At 54.3% G+C, this 19,561-nt stretch carries 21 protein-coding genes; 10 read left to right on the top strand and 11 right to left on the bottom strand.

What is annotated here, in order from left to right; genetic code table 11:
- Position 1 precedes the first annotated feature (1 nt).
- Together HP566_RS18685 and tldD are read left to right on the top strand one after the other, a co-directional pair.
- The gene (locus HP566_RS18685; protein ID WP_249978883.1) at positions 2-3,856 is read left to right on the top strand and encodes a YhdP family protein; all 3,855 of its coding nucleotides are present in this window, start codon (positions 2-4) and stop codon (positions 3,854-3,856) included.
- Complete coding sequence (gene tldD / locus HP566_RS18680; RefSeq protein ID WP_249978821.1) at positions 3,856-5,310, top strand: metalloprotease TldD; 1,455 nt, start codon at positions 3,856-3,858, stop codon at positions 5,308-5,310. Before HP566_RS18685 ends, tldD begins: the two co-directional genes overlap by 1 nt.
- Positions 5,311-5,317: 7 nt before the next feature.
- Here the strand turns inward: tldD and yjgA are convergent, their stop codons facing one another.
- Positions 5,318-5,839, bottom strand: a complete 522-nt coding sequence (gene yjgA, locus HP566_RS18675; RefSeq protein WP_249978820.1) for a ribosome biogenesis factor YjgA — start codon at positions 5,837-5,839, stop codon at positions 5,318-5,320.
- 94 nt (positions 5,840-5,933) lie between these two features.
- Between yjgA and pmbA the strand changes: the two genes are divergently transcribed.
- Positions 5,934-7,274, top strand: a complete 1,341-nt coding sequence (gene pmbA, locus HP566_RS18670) for a metalloprotease PmbA (protein ID WP_249978819.1) — start codon at positions 5,934-5,936, stop codon at positions 7,272-7,274.
- 83 nt (positions 7,275-7,357) lie between these two features.
- Here the strand turns inward: pmbA and HP566_RS18665 are convergent, their stop codons facing one another.
- The 10 genes from HP566_RS18665 to HP566_RS18620 form a co-directional block, all read right to left on the bottom strand.
- Positions 7,358-7,627 (bottom strand): HPr family phosphocarrier protein, encoded by a 270-nt coding sequence (locus tag HP566_RS18665; protein WP_249978818.1) that lies wholly within the window; start codon positions 7,625-7,627, stop codon positions 7,358-7,360.
- A 64-nt stretch (positions 7,628-7,691) separates the two neighbouring features.
- Entirely contained in the window at positions 7,692-8,609 is a 918-nt protein-coding gene (gene rapZ / locus HP566_RS18660; protein WP_249978817.1) for an RNase adapter RapZ, read from the bottom strand.
- Between the two features lie 77 nt (positions 8,610-8,686).
- A complete protein-coding gene (gene ptsN, locus HP566_RS18655) occupies positions 8,687-9,157 on the bottom strand; it encodes a PTS IIA-like nitrogen regulatory protein PtsN (RefSeq protein ID WP_249978816.1) in 471 nt (156 codons plus the stop codon).
- 4 nt (positions 9,158-9,161) lie between these two features.
- Complete coding sequence (gene hpf, locus HP566_RS18650) at positions 9,162-9,470, bottom strand: ribosome hibernation-promoting factor, HPF/YfiA family (RefSeq protein WP_007114683.1); 309 nt, start codon at positions 9,468-9,470, stop codon at positions 9,162-9,164.
- Between the two features lie 86 nt (positions 9,471-9,556).
- Complete coding sequence (locus HP566_RS18645; RefSeq protein WP_249978815.1) at positions 9,557-10,975, bottom strand: RNA polymerase factor sigma-54; 1,419 nt, start codon at positions 10,973-10,975, stop codon at positions 9,557-9,559.
- Positions 10,976-11,080: 105 nt separating this feature from the next.
- Entirely contained in the window at positions 11,081-11,830 is a 750-nt protein-coding gene (gene lptB / locus HP566_RS18640) for an LPS export ABC transporter ATP-binding protein (RefSeq protein WP_249978882.1), read from the bottom strand.
- Positions 11,831-11,859: 29 nt separating this feature from the next.
- A complete protein-coding gene (lptA, locus tag HP566_RS18635) occupies positions 11,860-12,351 on the bottom strand; it encodes a lipopolysaccharide transport periplasmic protein LptA (RefSeq protein WP_249978814.1) in 492 nt (163 codons plus the stop codon).
- A gap of 8 nt (positions 12,352-12,359) precedes the next feature.
- Positions 12,360-12,932, bottom strand: a complete 573-nt coding sequence (gene lptC / locus HP566_RS18630; RefSeq protein ID WP_249978813.1) for an LPS export ABC transporter periplasmic protein LptC — start codon at positions 12,930-12,932, stop codon at positions 12,360-12,362.
- Entirely contained in the window at positions 12,932-13,474 is a 543-nt protein-coding gene (locus HP566_RS18625) for a KdsC family phosphatase (RefSeq protein WP_249978812.1), read from the bottom strand. The genes lptC and HP566_RS18625 overlap by 1 nt, the downstream gene beginning before the upstream one ends.
- 34 nt (positions 13,475-13,508) lie before the next feature.
- Positions 13,509-14,495: a KpsF/GutQ family sugar-phosphate isomerase gene (locus HP566_RS18620; protein ID WP_249978811.1), complete on the bottom strand. Its 987-nt coding sequence runs from the start codon at positions 14,493-14,495 to the stop codon at positions 13,509-13,511.
- A gap of 282 nt (positions 14,496-14,777) precedes the next feature.
- Between HP566_RS18620 and HP566_RS18615 the strand changes: the two genes are divergently transcribed.
- From HP566_RS18615 to murA, 7 genes are all read left to right on the top strand, one after another.
- Positions 14,778-15,581 (top strand): ATP-binding cassette domain-containing protein, encoded by an 804-nt coding sequence (locus HP566_RS18615; RefSeq protein ID WP_249978881.1) that lies wholly within the window; start codon positions 14,778-14,780, stop codon positions 15,579-15,581.
- Positions 15,582-15,599: 18 nt separating this feature from the next.
- The gene (mlaE, locus tag HP566_RS18610; protein ID WP_249978810.1) at positions 15,600-16,400 is read left to right on the top strand and encodes a lipid asymmetry maintenance ABC transporter permease subunit MlaE; all 801 of its coding nucleotides are present in this window, start codon (positions 15,600-15,602) and stop codon (positions 16,398-16,400) included.
- Positions 16,401-16,416: 16 nt separating this feature from the next.
- Positions 16,417-16,881 (top strand): outer membrane lipid asymmetry maintenance protein MlaD, encoded by a 465-nt coding sequence (gene mlaD / locus HP566_RS18605; RefSeq protein WP_249978809.1) that lies wholly within the window; start codon positions 16,417-16,419, stop codon positions 16,879-16,881.
- A gap of 57 nt (positions 16,882-16,938) precedes the next feature.
- Positions 16,939-17,598, top strand: coding sequence for an MlaC/ttg2D family ABC transporter substrate-binding protein (locus HP566_RS18600; protein WP_249978808.1), 660 nt, complete (start codon positions 16,939-16,941; stop codon positions 17,596-17,598).
- Complete coding sequence (locus HP566_RS18595; RefSeq protein ID WP_249978807.1) at positions 17,595-17,927, top strand: STAS domain-containing protein; 333 nt, start codon at positions 17,595-17,597, stop codon at positions 17,925-17,927. Before HP566_RS18600 ends, HP566_RS18595 begins: the two co-directional genes overlap by 4 nt.
- Before the next feature lie 95 nt (positions 17,928-18,022).
- Positions 18,023-18,274, top strand: coding sequence for a BolA family protein (locus HP566_RS18590; protein ID WP_249978806.1), 252 nt, complete (start codon positions 18,023-18,025; stop codon positions 18,272-18,274).
- Between the two features lie 11 nt (positions 18,275-18,285).
- Complete coding sequence (murA, locus tag HP566_RS18585; RefSeq protein ID WP_249978805.1) at positions 18,286-19,548, top strand: UDP-N-acetylglucosamine 1-carboxyvinyltransferase; 1,263 nt, start codon at positions 18,286-18,288, stop codon at positions 19,546-19,548.
- Positions 19,549-19,561: the final 13 nt, after the last annotated feature.

Genomic DNA, 19,561 nt, shown 5'->3' with positions numbered 1-19,561 from the left:
GATGGCGCTACGTTCGCTGGCTCGATGGTGCTTACCGGCACTGGCCTGGTTCCTTGGTTCACTTGCTGTTTTATTGTTGTTGATGCGCCTGTTGATTAGTCAGGTGGGGGCATTAACACCAAAGATAGAAGCGCTGCTGGAAGCGCGTATTGGTGTGCCTGTCTCTATAGAACATCTGTCTCTTACGCTGGAACGCAACGATCTTGCCTTACGAATAGAGGGCCTGGAGGCCGTAACACCAGTGGGGCAGCATCTTATGTCCCTCGAAAGCGCTCATTTGAGGCTTGATAGTTGGGCCTCACTGCTCAATGCCGCTCCGGTGTTTAATGATGCCCGCGTATCGGGGCTTGAATTCCACCTGTATCAACAGGAGGACGTGATCTGGGGATGGCCTGACCCTGCGGAGCTACCTCTTTTCCTGGCGCCAGACCCGGAGTTGAATTTAGCGGCAATCGACAAGTGGGCAGGTATTATTTTGCGCCAACGCCTGTGGGTTGATAATACCCTTGTGGTATTACACGGGCGGCAGGAGGAGGCAACATTACATGCTCCTCGTCTGTTGCTTACTGGCGATGAGCGGCGCACCCGCTTGGAAGGGGCGATCAATATTCTGGAATCGCCCAGCCAACGGAGTGAAGAAGCGCTACCCGCGTTGAACATGCAGGCTGAAATGCAGCCGGGGCGGCGAGGGTTTGGCGACTTTTCAGCCGCACTGCAGTTGGATATGCAACTTGATCACCTGGTGGCGCTGGTGGCGGTGCTTCGGCCTGAGAATATGGCGCATGTGGAGCAGGCTGGCGGTGTCGTCAAGCTGTGGGGGCGTTGGCATGCCGGGGGGCTTGATGAGGCCCGGCTTGAAGTGGATATTCCGCAGCTTACTCTGCGCCATAACGGCCAGTACGCCATACTGCGAGATATTGAAGCAAATGGCCTGTGGCAGAGGGATGATGACGGTGGCGAGGCGTGGTTAAGCGGTAATGCGGAAAGCGCGGAGTGGGTGCAGCCAGAAGGAGTCAGCGATGGTCCGGCACTACCCCAGCACTGGTATTTAACCCACCAGCCGGGGAGTTGGGAGCTACGCACCAGTGCCTTTGAACTTGCGTCACTGGTGGCATGGCGTGAGTATGTACTACTGCCTGAATCAGTAACCCGGGTATTGCAAACCCTTTCGCCCAGTGGTCAGGTTCAAGGGTTGCGTGTGGGGCAGCATGAGGGGCACTGGGGCGTTGACGCTGCGCTGACCAATGTTACCGTGCTGCCCTGGCAGCAAGCGCCAGGTGGTGGTCCATTGGACGCCTGGGTGCAAGCACGGGATTTTCGTGGCCGGGTAACGTTTAACAGCGCTGGAGATAGCACCCTCCACTTCCCTGAGCTGTTTGCTGCGCCCATGCAGCTGCGTCATGCCGAAGGGGTCGTGGAGTGGGTATATGATGGCCCAAATACCATGATTAGTGGCCGGAATCTGCATGCCGACTGGGATGGCGCTCAGGTCAGCGGGGGATTCGGTCTGGTAACAGGTAATCAAAGTGGCCAATTTGGCCTTGACATTGATTTTGCTAATGTGGATGCCCTTGAGTATCCCTTATCCCAGTGGTTACCCATCAAGACCTTTGAAACTGAGCTACGTGAGTGGCTGCTGGATGATGTGGGCGGGTATGTGCCCAGAGGCTCACTGCAGCTTAGTTTGCCGCTATCTGCCAATGTGTCAGTTGATCAATTGTCGGCCACCCTGGCACTGTCGATCACCCAGGGGCATCTGCCTATAGCGCCTGAGTGGCCGCGGTTGGATGAAGTGGAAGGGCGCCTGCTCTGGAGAGGACAAGTACTGGAGGCACGCATTGATCGTGCTCAGAGCCATGGGGTCGAGGCGTCTGAAGGTGAGCTGGTAATGGCCGACGAGTTATTAAACCTCTCCGGGCGTTTAAGCAGTGATGGCCAATCACTCATCGAGCTCCTTCAGGCGATTCCAGATGTCGATATGTCGCTACTCAGTGATGTGCATGCCGCAGGAAGCGTAGAGGGCGATATTGCATTATCGCTGCCGTTAAAAAACCCTGAGTCATTACAACTGGAGATACATGCAATCCCTGACCTCACCACCATTGCTTACCAGCCATTAGCGCTCCCTTTAACTAACGTAGGGGGTGAGTTGACATGGCAACAGCATGGCCAAAACAACACCTTGTTGGGTAATGCGCATGGGCAGCTCCTTGGGGGACATATAGAGGCAGATATTAATACCCAGGAGGAGGGAATCGCTTTACATGGCGATCTTGATACCGCTGCTCTGTTTCGTCTCGCGAATATTTCACCTGAGCAGGGGCGGCAAGTGTTTGAAGGCAGAACCCAGTGGAGTGGGCTGGTTCGTATCGAGCCAACGCCCAGCGTAACCCTGGAAAGCCGCTTACTGGGCGTTGTGAGCCATTTGCCAGCGCCCTTTGATAAAGCTGCAGACCAGCCTTGGTCGTGGCGGTTGACCGCCGATACTGCCAGTGGTCGCCTGGAGACGCAGTTAGCCGGGGTGGCGAGTGCCCGTATACAACGCTTACAGAGCGGCAGGTTAGCCGGTGAATTGGCGTTAGCAGGCGCAGCACCATTGCGTTCCTGGCCAGCCCAGCCTGGTGTGCAGGTGTCGGCAGAATTGCCTGAGCTGGACCTCATGGCGTGGCAGGCATCGCTAGCACCGCTAATGCAGGGCCAATCACATGCGAGTAGGTCGTTTGATGGCTTTGCAATGCCTGTTTCCATGATGTTCAGCACGCCCTGTCTGCGCTACCGCGGCGAATGTTTCGGCGAACTCAATGCTTCAGGCAGTATTGAAGGCCAGCAGATTGGTGTACGGCTAAGCGGTGATCTGGGGGCTGGCCGCGTAGCGTATCAGCCGGACGCAGACCGGCCGCTGGATATTATGCTTACTTCGCTTGCAGTGGATCGATTACTCGATATGCCATCGAAAGAGCATGATAGCGATACTCCTGCTCCAGCCTCCTGGGTAGAGGCTGTGGAAACTGAACATGCGTCGGTAGTGCCTATTCCCTCCTGGCTGGCTGATTTTCCTGATGGAAGGCTGCGACTGGCAGAGGTAACCATTGGAGAGAGCCGCTTTGGGCCGTTAACGGCTTACTGGCAAACGAATGACCAGCGTTTTTCGCTGTCGCCGGTTGGGCTTACCCTTGGTCAGCTTTCTGTCCGGGGAGAACTGTTCTGGGAAGGTAGCGCGGTCAACAGCCGTACGCGAGCGGATATCACTATCCAGGGTGGCGATGTAGGTACAGCGCTGGAGCGTCTTGACCAACCTGTTGCCATGCGTAGCCGCACGACCAGTATAGATGCAGAACTGATGTGGCCGGGTGCTCCCTGGCAGTTCGATTTGAGCCGGGCAGGCGGAGAGCTTAGTACTGATATACGCAATGGACGTTTCGTAACGCTGGACTCAACTCCTGCGCGTTTGGTGGGATTACTTAACTTCGACAACATACTGCGTCGATTGCGTTTGGACTTTTCCGATGTCACCGGGCAAGGCACTGCCTTCGATAGAGTCTATGGAACGGCGGATGTGGCAGGCGGCCAGCTAATGCTGCGCGGACCCTTGCGTATTGAAGCGCCGGCTACCACGCTGACCCTTACCGGTAGCGTTAACCTTATACAGCGTGAACTCGACCAGCGCCTGGGCGTCTCACTGCCAGTCACCCAAAGTTTGCCAATCGCGGCCATCGCTGTGGGGGCGCCCATCGTGGGTGGAGCGTTATTTATTGCCGACCAGCTGTTTGGCGATGCCCTGGATCGGGCGACCACAATTCATTATCGCGTGCGAGGTCCCTGGACGTCGCCGCAGGTTATCTTAGAAGGCCCTTAATGACCGCACATAAGAGCGATTTAGATACTGCTGTTTCCATTTTATTAACGCCTGGTGAGCTTGACCTTGACGCGCTTGATGTTGGGTTGGGTTACGCGATGGGGGCTGGCATTGATTATGCGGACCTCTATTTTCAACGTACCTGGCAAGAGGGGTGGGTACTGGAAGATGGTGAAGTGAAAGAGGCCAGCTATAACATTGATGGGGGCGTGGGAGTTCGTTCGCTTGCCGGTGAAAAAACCGGTTTTGCTTATTCCAATCAGATTAGCGCAGATGCACTGGTCGATACTGGTCGTACAGCTGCGGGGATTGTGCGCAGCGGCAAACAACTAACGGGGCAGGCGGTACGGGTTATCGCTGCGCCGCCCTTCTATGCCGGGCTTGATCCGTTGGCAGGGTTAACCGCCGAAGAAAAAGTGGCCATGCTGAAAGAGGCGGATCGCGTAGCCCGGACGGCTGATCCCAGTATTAGCCAGGTCAGTGCTTCTTTGTCAGGCACCTATGAAGTCGTATTAGTGCGTGCAAGTGATGGAACCCTCGCGGCAGATATTCGTCCCTTGGTGCGTTTTAACGTCAGTGTTATCGCGGTCAAAAACGGGCGTAGAGAGCGCGGCAGCGCAGGCGGTGGCGGTCGTTACTCCATGTCCAGGTTGCGTGATGAGCATGTTGCTGAGTGGTATGCAAAAGAAGCCGTGCGCCAAGCGCTGGTGAATTTGGAAGCGATAGATGCCCCTGCCGGCCAGATGCCGGTAGTGCTGGGGGCCGGTTGGCCAGGCATCCTTCTTCACGAAGCGGTAGGCCATGGCCTTGAGGGGGATTTTAACCGAAAAGGCAGTTCCGCTTTTGCCGGGCGTATGGGGCAGCGGGTGGCCGCTAAAGGCGTTACGGTAGTGGATGATGCCACCCTTCTGGATTGCCGGGGCTCGTTAAGTGTCGATGATGAAGGAACGCCAGGCCAGAATACGCTGTTAATTGAAGATGGCATTCTTACTGGCTATATGCAGGACAAACTCAATGCGCGCCTGATGAACATGACCCCTACGGGCAATGCGCGGCGGGAGTCGTTTGCACACCTGCCGATGCCGAGGATGACCAATACGGTCATGCTGGCTGGTCAGGATGAACCGGCGGATATTATTAAAAGTGTTAAGCGGGGTATCTATGCGGCCAGTTTTGGTGGAGGGCAGGTGGATATTACCTCAGGAAAATTTGTGTTCTCTGCCAGTGAAGCATACCTCATTGAGGATGGTTGCATTACCGCGCCCGTTAAAGGTGCCACGTTGATCGGTAACGGTCCTGAAGCGATGGGACGTGTTTCCATGATTGGCCATGACATGGAGATGGATACTGGGATAGGCGTGTGTGGTAAGGAGGGGCAGGGTGTGCCCGTGGGAGTAGGCCAGCCCACCTTAAAGCTGGATGAGCTGACCGTAGGGGGCACCCAGTCGTCCTAACCCTTATTTATAGGGCCAGGGTATCGCGTAAGTGTTTAAATAGCTTACGCGAGCTGATAGGCGGCTTACCCTGTTCGCGCTCCTTACGTGCATTGCGTACTAGTTGGCGCAGCGTCTGGCGGTCGCCGTCGGAGTATTCCGCCATAAACAGGTCAACCGCAGCATCGCCTTCGTCGATTAAGCGGTCACGCCATTTTTCCAGCCGGTGAAAGGCATGGTCGCGCTGCTCTTTCTCCTGCTCGATGGCATCGAATACCCCTTGAATAGCCGTGAGGTCCTCTTTGCGAATAAGCTTGCCGACATATTGCATATGGCGGCGGCGCCCTTCATGGGAGCGGATGCGGGACGTCTCTTCAATGGCGCGCAGCATGTCGTCGGAAAGCGGAAAACGGGCTAGCTCAGCCGGCTTCATGGCGATTAGGGTTTCGCCAAGCGCTTGTAGCGCATGCATTTCTCGCTTGAGCTGCGATTTACTTGGGCGTTCTTCCTGTTCATCACTATCGACAGGCTCGGGGCGTTGCTTGGGCATATTAGAACTCACTGATCAGTTTCGTTTGCAGCATTATATCAGTTGCGACAACAACATTGATTCGCCAACGCGATTCAGGCGAAAAGGAGACCATATGGCACAGGCATTTGATGCTACGTCACAGCAGTCGCTGCTAACAGCGCGAGCAGAAGAAGCGCTGGCACTGGCAAAGCAACTGGGGGCTGATGCCGCTGAAGTAGGCGCCAGCGTTGACCAGGGTGTTGGTATAAGCGTGCGTTTAGGTGAAGTGGAAACCGTTGAGCTGTCCCGGGATCAAGGGATTGCCATTACCGTTTATGTTGGGCAGCGTAAAGGCAGTGCTTCCTCAACCGATGCCAGCAGTGCCTCCATTAAAGCATCTGTGGAAAAAGCGCTGGCGATTGCCCGCTATACCGGTGAAGACCCAGCTGCCGGGCTTGCGGATGCTGAGCTGATGGCAACGCATCTGCCAGACCTGAAAGTTCACTATCCATGGTCATTGACAACCGATGAAGCTATTGAGCTTGCGCTGACCTGTGAACAGGCAGGTCGTGACGTGGCAGGTATCCATCAATCTGAGGGGGCGTCGCTCTCCAGCGGTGAGGGGGTGCGTGTCTATGCTAATAGCCATGGCTTTCTGGGCACTCAAAAGGGTAGCAGCCACTCACTCTCCTGCATGCTGATTGCTCAGGACGACAATGGTATGCAGCGGGACTACGATTATACCTCGGCCCGTGACCCCAAAATGCTAAGGGATCCGGCGAGTGTGGGGCGTGAGGCGGCTGCGCGTACCCTAAGGCGCCTGGGTGCAAAGCGGCCACCTACAGGTACATTCCCGGTGTTGTTTGACCCGACGCTTGCCAGTGGGTTAATTGGGCATCTGATGGGGGCGCTGGCAGGCGGGGCCCTTTATCGCCAGGCATCTTTTCTATGTGACCGGTTAGGGACGCCGCTGTTTCCCGACTGGTTTAGCTTGGAGGAGCGGCCTATGGAGGTGGGGGCAACTGCAAGCTCTCCCTTTGACAGTGAAGGCGTACAGACACGCAATAACCGCTTTATTGATCAGGGCAAAATAGCCAGCTATATGCTCTCCTCCTACAGCGCTCGCCGCTTAGGTATGCAAACCACGGGCAATGCGGGGGGCGCACGGAATATCCGCCTGGTAGCTCCTCATAAAAGCCGCGATAGGCTGTTGAAGGAGATGGGGCGGGGAGTATGGGTCACCGAACTAATGGGGCAGGGGGTGAATGGTGTCACCGGCGATTATTCAAGAGGTGCCGCAGGGTTCTGGGTTGAGCACGGTGAGGTGCAATATCCTATTGAGGAGTTCACCATCGCGGGTAATTTGACTGCTATGTTCTCAGGGGTGGTTGGTATTGGTGATGACGTTGATACCCGGGGGAGTATACATACGGGTAGTTGGCTGATGGATGCCATGACGGTGGCGGGTAGCTAAGGAATCCAGATGGATGGGGTCTAGTGGTCAAATTACTATTCATTGGCTACTGGAACCCCGTCCAGTCAATCCTGGTTTCCCTGCTACTGGTCTTCATCAAATCGCGCGTCGAACAGTGCCTGTATTGCGTCCAGGGCCTGTTCGGCGTCATCACCTTCGGCTATTACGCGTAGTTCAGTACCGCAAGGGGCCGCCAGCATCAGTAGTGACATGATATTGGCAGCATCTGCCATTTTTTGCTGTTTATATACGTAAATGTTGGCTGCAAATTGTTGACCACATTTGACCAGTTTAGTGGCTGCACGCGCATGCAGGCCGCGCTGATTGGTAAGAGTTAAGGTTCTTTCTGGCACCCTGGTTCCTTTTTGCCGAGTGGTGTCGTTAATGATAGGTATTAATGTGCAAAGCGCTAAAAAGCTAATCGGATTTGACCGAAACCGAGGCTAGTGGTTGCGCCTGTTGCTCGCTTAGGGTGTATTGAATCCCCAGTTCACGGTGTCGTAACTGAACTTCCCCGGTGTGTTTTACAAGTTTTTGTGCCAGCTGTTCGACCATATAAACAGAGCGATGCTGTCCTCCGGTACAACCAATGGCAACGGTCATGTAGCTTCGCTGGCTGTTTTGGTAGGCTGGAAGCCATTTCTCCAGCCATTGGTGAATATCGTTACTCATGGTTTCTACGATCGGGTAGCCACTGAGAAAGGCGACAATGTTGGCGTCTCGCCCCGTGTATTGACGCAGCGTGGGGTCCCAGTAGGGGTTGGGCAGGCAGCGCATATCAAATACGATGTCGGCATCCATGGGAACGCCACGTTTATAACCAAACGACTCAAAGGTAAGGGTTAGCTGACCTCTGTGCTGGTGAGCAACCTGGTCGGCAATTCTGCGTCGCAGGTCATGCGCCGACAAACGTGACGTGTCGATCATCAGGTCGGCAAGGTCACGTATCTCAAGTAGTGTCTCCTCTTCTTTGTTGATCGCTTCTTCAAGCGTCATGTCGCTATCGCGGGTGAGTGGATGGCGGCGGCGCGTGGCCGAATAACGCTCTAAGAGAATCCGTGCATCGGTGGTCAGGTAGATAACCTGGAAGCGGATTTGCCGCTGTTTGAGCTCTTCCAAAAGAGCGGGCAGCCGCTCAAGTGCGGTTGGCAGGTTTCTCGCATCAATACTTACTGCTAGATGGGTGCGCTCTCCCTGCTCGCGCAGCTCATCCACCAGAGAGCCGAGCAACATGGCTGGCAGGTTGTCGATGGCATAGTAGCCAAGATCTTCCAACGCTTGTAAGGCGATAGATTTACCGGATCCAGAACGGCCGCTAATGATCACCAGTTGCATAAAGACTCTCTTGGCCTGTCAGGGATAAGTAAGGATGACGCGCAGCACAAGCAGTGGCTAAGTCGTGTGGACAATGCTTACTGTGCCGACTGCTCCCGGATTTTGGATGTAATAAGGTCAAGAAGTTCGCGCTGGCTACCGCTTTTACGCAGCCGCTGCCGTGTGTCTGCATCGTTCATAATGGTAGCGACTTGACCCAGTAACGCTAAGTGAGTGTCATCAGCCTCTTCCGGCACCAGCAAGACAAACACCAAATCCACAGGGTCGCCATCAATCGCATCGAAGTCGACTGGCTCTGCAAGCTTTAAAAAGCCGGCAATCGGTGAGCTGCAGTGGGGACTTCTGGCATGGGGAATGGCAACACCGTTGCCGATCCCTGTGCTCCCCAGGCGTTCACGACCAATCAAACGATTGAACACTTCCTGGCTATCCAGGCTGGGTGTGTTTTGGGCAATAAAGGTGCTGAAGAATTCCAGCACCCGCTTTTTGCTGCCCCCGGGAACGTCATAGAGCACGCGTTCCGGGGGGAGGATGGTTTCCAACGTCATTGAATTAACGCACGCCAGCGCCTTGGGCGCGGGCTTGTGCTTTTTCCTTGTGTTTAACGAGTTGACGATCAATTTTGTCTGCCAGTGCATCAATGGCGGCGTACATATCACTATCTAATGCTTCGGCGTGTAAGTCGGCACCTGCCGCATGCAGCGTACAGGCAGCCTGCTGGCGCTCCTTTTCAACAGATAAGGTCACTTGGACTGTTGTAATGTTGTCATAGTGGCGCTCAACGCGTTCCAGTTTTTCGTTAACATAGTCACGCAAGGCGTCAGTCAGTTCTACGTGATGACCAGTGATATTTACTTGCATTGACGTGCTCCTTATCCGTCGGACTGTACTTCGATTGTAACCCTTTTTGCGCGCTTGCAAAGCCTTAGTGCAGAGTTTCCGTTTAACTAGCGCAAACGGCGCCGCTCACTCGAGGACGGAATACCCATCGACTCGCGATATTTCGCCACCGTACGTCTGGCAACCATAATACCGCCTGCTTCCAGCAGAGTAACCAGACGGCTGTCTGAGAGGGGCTTGCCCGGAGGCTCTTCCTGAATAAGTTTTTTTAGTCGTGCGCGTATTGCAGTGCTTGAGTGACTGTCGCTGCCATCCTGCCCGCTAACCTGGCTGGAAAAAAAGTATTTGAGTTCGAAAACTCCGCGGGGGGTATGGATATATTTCTGGGTGGTGACCCTGGAAATGGTGGACTCATGCATCTCAACAGCTTCGGCAATATCCGCCAGAATCAGTGGTTTCATGGCCTCCTCGCCATGCTCCAAAAAGCCGATTTGGCGGGCGATGATCTCGCGGCCCACCCGTAGAAGTGTATCATTGCGACTTGAAAGGCTCTTGATTAGCCAGCGGGCTTCCTGCAAATGCTCTTTCAAAAACTGGTTGTCCTGACTCTTGTCTGCCCGTTTGATTAAGCTGGCATAGTCGGGCTGGATGCGCAGGCGTGGCAGAGCCTCTGGGTTTAATTCGAGGTGCCAGCCTTCGTTATCGTGGCGTACTACCAGGTCCGGGGTGATATAGCTCTCATCGGTAACGCCGTAAGCGCTACCTGGGCGTGGGTCAAGGCTGCGAATTAAACGTATAACATCGCCCAGTTGCTCTTCATCCAGGCTTAAACGCCGTTTCAGGAGCCGTATATCATCTTTGCCTAGCGCCTCAAGAAATTGACGAACCAGTCGTTTTGCAGGCACCAGGAGCGGTGTGTCTTCGGGTAGCGAGGCCAGTTGTAACATTAGGCACTCCCGCAAATCCCGGGCAAAGACGCCCGTTGGCTCAAACTGTTGTAAGCGCAGTAAGGTATTCTCGACTTCGCGCTGGCTCAGGCCTTCCAGGTCTTGGGATTTTAGCCCTTCACGAATGTCATTCAGTGGCTGTGTGAGGTAACCGTTGGCATCGAGAGCATCGATCAGGCTTTCGGCAATCGTATGCTCGCGCAAGGAGAAGTCGGTCATTGCCAACTGCCAAAGCAGGTGACCATGCAGGCTTTGGCCAGCCGCCTGACGCTCAAAATCCGGGCCTTCGCTGCTGCTGCCGCCTGCACTACCCATGTCCTGGTAGGTGTCTGACCAGTCGCTATCAACAGAAAGCTCTGTGGGAATACTTTCAGCCCATTCCACTTCTGGTGTCTCACTGACCGTCTGTTCACCGAACTCATCTTCCTGTTCCAGCATCGGGTTTGCATCTAACGCCTGCTGGATTTCTTGACGGAGGTCCAGTGTGGACAGCTGTAGCAGTGCAATCGCCTGCTGCAGCTGAGGTGTCATGGTCAGCTGGGTACCGATACGCAGTTGGAGAGAAGCTTTCATGACCATCTGAGAACCACTCGTTAATCGGAAAGCTCCACCCTAGTGCGAGTTATGGCTCGGTGCAAGTGCAATAAGTATGCCACTAAAAGTAATTTTGCTGCAGGTGCCTGTTTACAGGCGGAAATCAGCCCCAAGATAAACTTCGCGAACCTTTTGGTTGTCGAGTATCGATTGGGGGGCACCGCTGGCGATGATATGACCATCGCCAACAATATAGGCAATATCGCAAATATCCAGTGTTTCACGAACATTATGATCTGTGATCAGGACGCCAATATGGCGCTGTTTGAGCGCTCTAATGATGGTTTTTATCTCTCCTACAGAGATAGGATCTACACCTGCAAAAGGCTCGTCGAGCAGGATAAAGGCAGGTTCTGTGGCCAGTGACCGGGCAATTTCAACTCGTCTGCGCTCGCCACCGGACAGGCTCATGCCCAGATTGTCGCGGATATGGGTAATATGAAAATCTTCAAGTAGCGCCTCCAAACGCTGCTCACGGGCGCTACGGTCAAGCTCCTTGCGGGTTTCCAGGATGGCCATAATGTTATCGGCCACCGATAGCTTGCGGAAAATAGAGGCTTCCTGGGGCAGATAGCCAATGCCAGCCATAGCACGCTCATGCATGGGAGCGCGGGTTAGGTCCAGTTCATCAATGCCAACCTTACCAGCATCGGATTTTACCAGGCCTACAATCATATAGAACGAGGTGGTTTTGCCGGCGCCGTTGGGCCCGAGCAGTCCAACAACGCTACCCTGGGCAATTTCTAAATTAATATCCTTAACCACTCGGCGGCGTTTGTAGCTTTTGGCCAGGTGGTGGGCGTAAAGTGTCTTTACTGGCGTTGATTCGGGGGTTGCCATGGTGTTGGTTGTCGCCACAAATGAACTCCCTATTGGGCCGGCTGGAGAGTCATGCGAATTCGCTGTGGCTCGCTGCCACTAACGTCAGAGCGGGCCTGCACGACCTCTTGGTCAATGAAGTACTCCAGGCGCCCTCCCTGGAAGCGATCTCCCTTCTGGATAAGTTCCGCCTGATCAATGAGCTCAACGCGGCGCTCGGTGACATGATAAACAATACGCCGTGCCCAGCCTTCCATGGGAACATCTTCGCCTTCCAGCTGGTTACGCAGGTAGGCGCGCTCACCGGTCGCGGTGGCTCGTGAGAGTTCGCCGGCATCGTTGCGTTGGATTTCGACACGCTCGCCACGCAGCTGCATATTGCCCTGGCGTATATCGACATTGCCTGTATACACAGCAGTACCTGCCCGCTGGTCAAGATCGAGACGGTCAGCCTCGACCTCTACGGGGAGCTGACTGGTTTGGGCAGCCGCTGAGAGCGGCACCGCCAGAGCAAAAAGCGCGGTGCGGATAAGTACTTTCATGGCGACTCCTAAGGGGTTTGTGTGGCGGGTGGGTGCGAGCCGCGCACATTATCTGTTAAGCGGACCTGGCTGTCGTCTAACCATACATCCATGCGTGAAGCGCTGATGTGTTGTGGCGGCTGTTGCAGCTCTACCGGTACTTCGCTCCATGCGTGGCGTGTGACACCGTTATATTGTAATAACTCTGTATCTAACTGCCAGCCTTCATCTGGGGCAAGCAGTCTTGCAGAGCCTGATAGTGTCAGCGCCAGAGTATCGGTATTAAGCGTGCCGGAGTCGGCAGTGGCTAACCAACGACGTTGTTCATTATCGAACAGCGTCGCTCTGGGTGAGGTTGCTTCCGTCAAAGCGCTTTGCGGTGTATGGACTAAATAGGGTGTCTGCAGCGATTGCTGGATGGTTCCTGTTTCTCCGAACAGAGTGATTTCAGCGTTCTCCAGCACATGCCCCGGTTCCTGAGCCTGAGCCTCTGGGTCTGGCGTGCTGTCCTGTGGGCCGCGTGGGTCAATCCACACCAGCATCGCGCCCAGTGTAACCACTAACCCCGCCAGCCAGATGCGCCTTTTAACCCGTTTAACCATCACACATGCCTGTGCAGGTAGGTGTCCATCACCGCATCCCAATGGCCCTGGGACGTGAGTAGTGTGTCACAGATTTCGCGTACCGCGCCGTGTCCGCCCAGGCGGTCGGTAATCCAGTCGGCATGGGTGTGCATGTAGTCAGGTGCATTGGGTACTGTAATCCCGATACCTGACCGTTTGATGGCTGCCAGGTCTGGTAAATCATCGCCACAGTAGGCGACCTGCTCCAAGGTAATGCCCAGGCGCTGGCAGAGTGCTTTTAGTGCCGAGAGTTTATCTTCACAACCCTGGTATACGTGGGTGATGCCTAAGGAGGCCGCACGCTGGCTGACCATTGGGGAGTCACGGCCCGTGATGAGCGCCACATGAATACCGGCACGCTTTAATAATTTAAGCCCATGACCATCCTGGGTATGAAACGCTTTTATCTCAATACCATCGGCCTGAAAATACAGGCGGCCATCAGTCAGGACGCCGTCTACATCCAGGGCGAACAGGCGTATGCGGCGAATGCGGTCAAGTAGAGCATCAGGTAGGGCCATAAAGCCTCCATTTAATAGTAGTTGAGCAAGGCTATTAGATAACGCCGCTGGCCAAAAGGTCATGCATATGTAAGGCACCAATGGGACGTTGCTGTTCATCGACTACCGCGAGGGCGGTAATACGGCTATCTTCCATAATGCGCACGGCTTCTGCAGCCAGCACTTCGGGGCCAATCCGTTTGCCAGGACGGGTCATAACATCATCTACGCACACTTCACGCAGGTCGTGAAACTGATCCAGTGTACGGCGCAGGTCACCATCGGTATAAATACCGGCTAAGCGGCCATTGCTATCTACCACGCAGGTAAAGCCCAAACCCTGGCGGGTGATTTCAAGCAGGGCATCGCGAAGCGGGCTGCCCAGTGCAACCTGTGGCAGCCGTGCACCGTCGTGCATTAAATCTTTCACTCTCAAGAGCAGGCGTTTGCCCAGGCTGCCGCCAGGGTGTGAAAGCGCAAAATCTTCAGCGGTAAAGCCCCGTGCCTCTAATAATGCCACGGCAAGGGCATCACCCAGGGCAAGCGCCGCTGTTGTTGAACTGGTGGGGGCAAGGTCGAGAGGGCAGGCTTCGCGTTCAACACCGCTATTCAGGTGGGCATCAGCATGCTTGGCCAGTGTTGATCCCGGGCGGCCAGTCATACTGACAAGGGGGGTGCCAAGTCGTTTAAGCAGCGGTAGAAGAGCGGTTACCTCGGCAGTCTCGCCAGAGTTTGACAGTGCCAATACGACATCGCCACGAGTAATCATGCCCAGATCTCCGTGGCTGGCTTCGCCAGGGTGGACAAAAAAAGCCGGTGTTCCGGTGCTGGCAAGTGTGGCCGCTAATTTGCCGGCAATATGCCCGGATTTGCCCATGCCAGTGACGACCACCCGCCCTTTGCAGGCAAGGATCAACTGGCAGGCATGATCGAAGTTCTCATCAAGCTTTCCCTGCAGGCCACCGATGGCGGCCTGTTCAATTTGCAGGGTGCGCAGCGCACTTTCACGCAGTTGGCTGGGTGTAGAGAGTGGCTGGCCCATGGGTTGTCTCATCATTGTCAATGGTCAAGAGTGAATCAGGTAAGAATAACATCTCGGTGCTGTGTATAGCCAAAGCGCTTGCCGGTTATCCGCTGTAATCGTGCAAGGTATATGCCGTCAGCGGCCGTTGCTGCATCTGTTACTGTGAGTGGTGTTAGGATACGATGTTCGATAATATTTAAAAACACTGTTTTTTTTAACTGCGTGCTGTTGAACTGTGTGGTATGTAGTCGCTACATACCGGCGCGTTACTATAAGGCGACGATGAAGGTCAATCAGCCCATGACAGATGTTCCCTTCATAGAAATTGAAGATTTGTACTTCTCGCGCGGAGAGCACGATATTTTCCGGGGCGTTAATATGACGATTCCCCAGGGGAAGGTGACGGCCATCATGGGGCCGAGTGGTACGGGTAAAACAACGCTGCTGAAGTTGATTGGCGGCCAGTTAACGCCTGATCGTGGGAGAGTATTGATCGACGGACAGGAGGTGCATAGCCTCTCACGTAAAGCGTTATTTGCACTGCGTAAACGTATGGGGATGCTGTTTCAAAGCGGTGCGCTGTTTTCGGACCTGGATGTGTTTGAAAACGTCGCTTTTCCGCTGCGTGTTCATACGGATCTGCCTGATGCGATGATTCGTGATCTGGTGTTACTAAAGCTACAGGCAGTTGGATTGCGCGGTGCACGTAAGCTGACACCCGCAGAGCTTTCGGGAGGAATGGCGAGGCGCGTGGCGTTAGCACGTGCCGTGGCCCTGGACCCAGAGCTGATACTCTATGATGAACCTTTCGTGGGGCAGGACCCTATATCCATGGGTGTGCTTGTGCAGCTCATTAAACGGCTGAACCAGGCGCTGCAATTAACTTCTGTTGTGGTCTCTCATGATATTAAAGAGACGTTGAGTATCGCGGATTACCTCTATCTTATTGCAGATGGTCAGGTCGTCGCCCATGGCACGCCGCAAACACTCGATACCAATCAGGATCCCCGGGTCAGCCAGTTTGTTCATGGTGAGCCGGATGGGCCGGTGCCATTCCACTATCCCGCTGAGAGCTTTTATCGCGATATTCTTGGCCACGCTTAGGTAACAAGGGCAGGGTAAATGCAGTCAAAATTTAAGCAAGGTGCTACCCAAATCACCCGGTTGGGGCGGAAGGGGTGTGACGCGATGGAGGCTTTGGGGCGTGCCGGGGTTTTCCTTGGACAGTCTGCGGTCGGAATACCTTCCCGCGAAGGGTGGAGATTGTGGCTCCGTCAAATGCATTTTGTTGGAGTGCTTTCGTTAGCCATTGTGTTGGTGTCCGGGCTGTTTATTGGCATGGTGCTGGCGCTGCAGGGCTACACTATCCTGGTGGATTTTGGCGCGGAGCAGGCGTTAGGGCAGATGGTGGCACTTTCGTTACTGCGTGAGCTGGCTCCCGTTGTCGCTGCGCTGTTATTTGCAGGTCGGGCGGGTTCTGCACTAACGGCTGAAATAGGGTTAATGAAGGCAACCGAGCAGCTAACCAGTATGGAAATGATTGGTGTCGATCCACTGCGCCGTGTGGTGGCTCCTCGGCTGTGGGCAGGGTTTGTTGCTCTGCCCATCCTTACCGTTGGGTTTAGCGTTGTGGGGATATGGGGCGGTTATCTGGTTGGGGTCGAGTGGTTGGGCGTCTTTGAAGGCTCCTATTGGAGCAATATGCAGGCCAGCGTCTCGTTTATCAATGATGTGGGCAACGGCATGATCAAAAGTTTGGTGTTTGCAGTAGTCGTCACCTGGATAGCAGTATTCCAGGGTTATGATCTGGTGCCTACATCGGAAGGAATTTCACGTGCCACAACGCGAACCGTCGTGTATTCATCACTGGCCGTCTTGGGGCTTGATTTCGTATTAACCGCCGTCATGTTCGGCGGCCTTTAATGGGTGGAGCAGTTTCATGAAGCGCAGTAAAACCATGGAGTTTGGCGTTGGCCTTTTTATGCTGGCGGGTATCTTGGGGCTTGTGTTTCTTGGCTTGCGGGTCAGTGGCCTGTCGCTCTCAGCCCCCACTGATACGTTTCGGCTTGAGGCCAATTTTGCCAACATAGGTGGTTTGAAACCACGTGCCCGAGTCACCATGGCAGGTGTGACCGTTGGGCGTGTCGAAGCGATTGAGCTTGATACTGACTGGTATGACGCCCGGGTGATATTGAGGTTGGATAGTGACCTGGAAGGCCAGCTTTCTCAAGACACCACCGCCGCTATCCTGACCGCGGGGCTGCTGGGAGAGCAGTATATCGGTCTGAGCGTGGGTGGTGCCCCAGAGATGCTGGAAGATGGTGATACTATTCGAGACACCCAGTCCGCACTGGTATTGGAAGAACTAATCCAGCAATTTGTATCCAATATGGCAAGCAGCTGATGGGTTAACGCTAAAGCACACTGGCTGATAGCACCCCGGAACGATGAGGTGAAAGTAATGCAACATATAAACATGACACTATGCCGCTGGATGTTTGTTTTATTGGCGGTTGTGGCAATGGCTGTGCCGTTGGCCACCCAGGCGCAGTCCCAGACTCCTGAGGCTATGATTCGTGAAAATATCAGCTCCTTCATGGCCCAAATCGAAGGTAGAGAAGACTACTACGCAAATAATCTGGATGAACTTAAGGCGTTGGTTAATGACAGCCTGGATGACATAGCCGACTTCCGCTATATCGGTGCCAGTGTGATGGGGAGTTATTTCCGCAATGCCACTCCTGAACAGCGCAGCCGGTTTGCCAATGTGTTTCGTCAAACCCTGATCGATACCTATACCCGGGGACTGGTGACCTTTGATTATGACGAGCTGCGTGTGCTGAATAATCAGCGTGGCCAGCGGCATGAAGACCAGGCCAGTGTTGATATGGAAGTGGTGGCCAATAATGGTCAAGTTTATCCGGTTAGTTATAGCCTGAGACTCTCTGATGGTGAATGGCGTGTGGTGAATGTCATCGTCAACGGTATTAACCTGGGGCTGACGTTCCGTAATCAGTTTGATCAAGCCATGCGTGAAAACAATCGTGACTATGATGCGGTTATTCGTGGTTGGTCACCCGATATCGGCGTTGAAGAGCTGGAGCAGGGAGGCGATGCGTGACGCCGTTACTGTCTCTGGCTAGCGTTTCGCTCCAAGAGAATGGGCATACGCTCGTTGTTACTGGAGACCTGGAAATAAACGCAGCGGTCGAGTTGGCCGCTGCGGGCATGAAGTGGTTAAAAACTAATGATTTGCAGGTGGCCGCCTTTGATTTTACTGGTGTTGGCAAAGCCAGTAGCGTTGCGATAAGCGTACTGTTTGAGTGGTTGCGCACCTGTCATCACCAGAATATTGCTATTGAGTCGATCCGGTTATCGGCGCCCCTAAGCCGACTTGCCTCCCTGGCGGAGCTGGATGAACTGATTGCGCGCCACGGCGCAATACATTAGCTATGCAGACCAGCATCGCCAAGTGTGATGCTTTTCTTTATCATGTCTCCTCATTTTCTATTATTCAGATGGCCCCCAAAGGAGTTTCCTGTCCCATGCAACCCAATGAGGTAAAAGCGCTGCTTGAATCCCGCATCGAAGGGTGTGACTTTCATATCCAGGGTGAAGGCTGTAATTTTCAGGTGATTGCAGTTGGTGAAGCCTTTGAAGGTCTTTCCCCGGTTAAGCGTCAGCAGCTTGTTTATGCAGCGTTAAGCGATGAGATCGCTTCCGGTGCGCTGCACGCCATCAGTATTAAAACGTTTACTCCGGCGCAGTGGCAAACTGCACCGGAGAACGCCCAGTAACGGGCGGCCGCATGGATAAACTGATTATTACCGGAAACGGTTCAGTTGACGGTGAAGTGTGGGCAAGCGGTGCAAAAAATGCTGCATTGCCAATTTTATGTGCCAGCCTGTTAGCCGACGGCCCTGTGGTCATTGGCAATTTACCCCACCTGCAGGACATAACGACCACATTGGAATTGCTTGGCCGAATGGGAGTTGAGCCCGTGATGGGCGAGAAGCTAAGCATTCAGTTGGATGGTTCCCAGGTAACCCGGTGTCATGCCCCTTATGAGCTGGTTAAGAAAATGCGGGCATCGATTCTGGTGCTTGGCCCGCTTCTGGCGCATTTCGGTAAGGCGGATGTCTCCCTGCCTGGCGGTTGCGCCATTGGCTCGCGTCCGGTTGACTTACACATTCGCGGCCTGGAGGCGATGGGAGCTGAGATTCGTGTAGAAAGCGGTTATATACGTGCCAGGGTTGATGGCCGCCTTAAAGGCGCTACCATCTATTTCGATACTGTCACGGTAACGGGTACCGAAAACCTGTTGATGGCCGCTACCCTTGCGGACGGTAAAACAATTCTTGAAAATGCCGCCCGCGAGCCCGAAGTGGTTGATCTTGCCGAGTGCTTGATCAAGATGGGGGCCAATATTCGTGGTCATGGCTCTGACACGATCGTGATTGAGGGCGTTGAGTCACTGCATGGCTGTGAGCATGACGTAATGCCAGACCGTATCGAGACCGGAACTTTTCTGGTTGCGGCGGCAATGACGGGTGGGCGGGTGAAAGTAAAGCGCACCCGTGCTGATATTCTCGAAGCCGTGTTGGCGAAGCTGGAAGAGGCGGGCGCTGAAATTACCAGTGGTGATGACTGGATTGTGCTGGATATGCATGGCAAGCGTCCCAAGGCTGTCAATATTCGTACCGCACCTTACCCGGCATTTCCCACCGATATGCAGGCCCAGTTTGTAGCCATGAATGCCGTATCGGAAGGTGACTCCCGGGTAGTGGAAACCATCTTTGAAAATCGCTTTATGCACGTGCAAGAGCTTAACCGCATGGGAGCCAATATCGTTTTGGAAGGCAATGCGGCGCTGATTAAAGGTGTGGACAAGCTCTCGGGTGCGCCAGTAATGGCAACGGATCTACGTGCCTCAGCATCTCTGGTAATTGCGGCCATGATGGCGGAAGGCGAAACCCTCGTTGACCGTATTTATCATATTGACCGTGGCTACGAGTGTATTGAAGAAAAATTGCAGCTGCTGGGTGCGAAGATTCGTCGTATTCCTGGCTGAGCCATGCTATTAA

It is taken from the genome of Vreelandella olivaria, assembly GCF_023507745.1.
Lineage (GTDB): Bacteria > Pseudomonadota > Gammaproteobacteria > Pseudomonadales > Halomonadaceae > Vreelandella > Vreelandella olivaria_A.
This window is presented reverse-complemented; position numbering and strand designations above follow the sequence as displayed.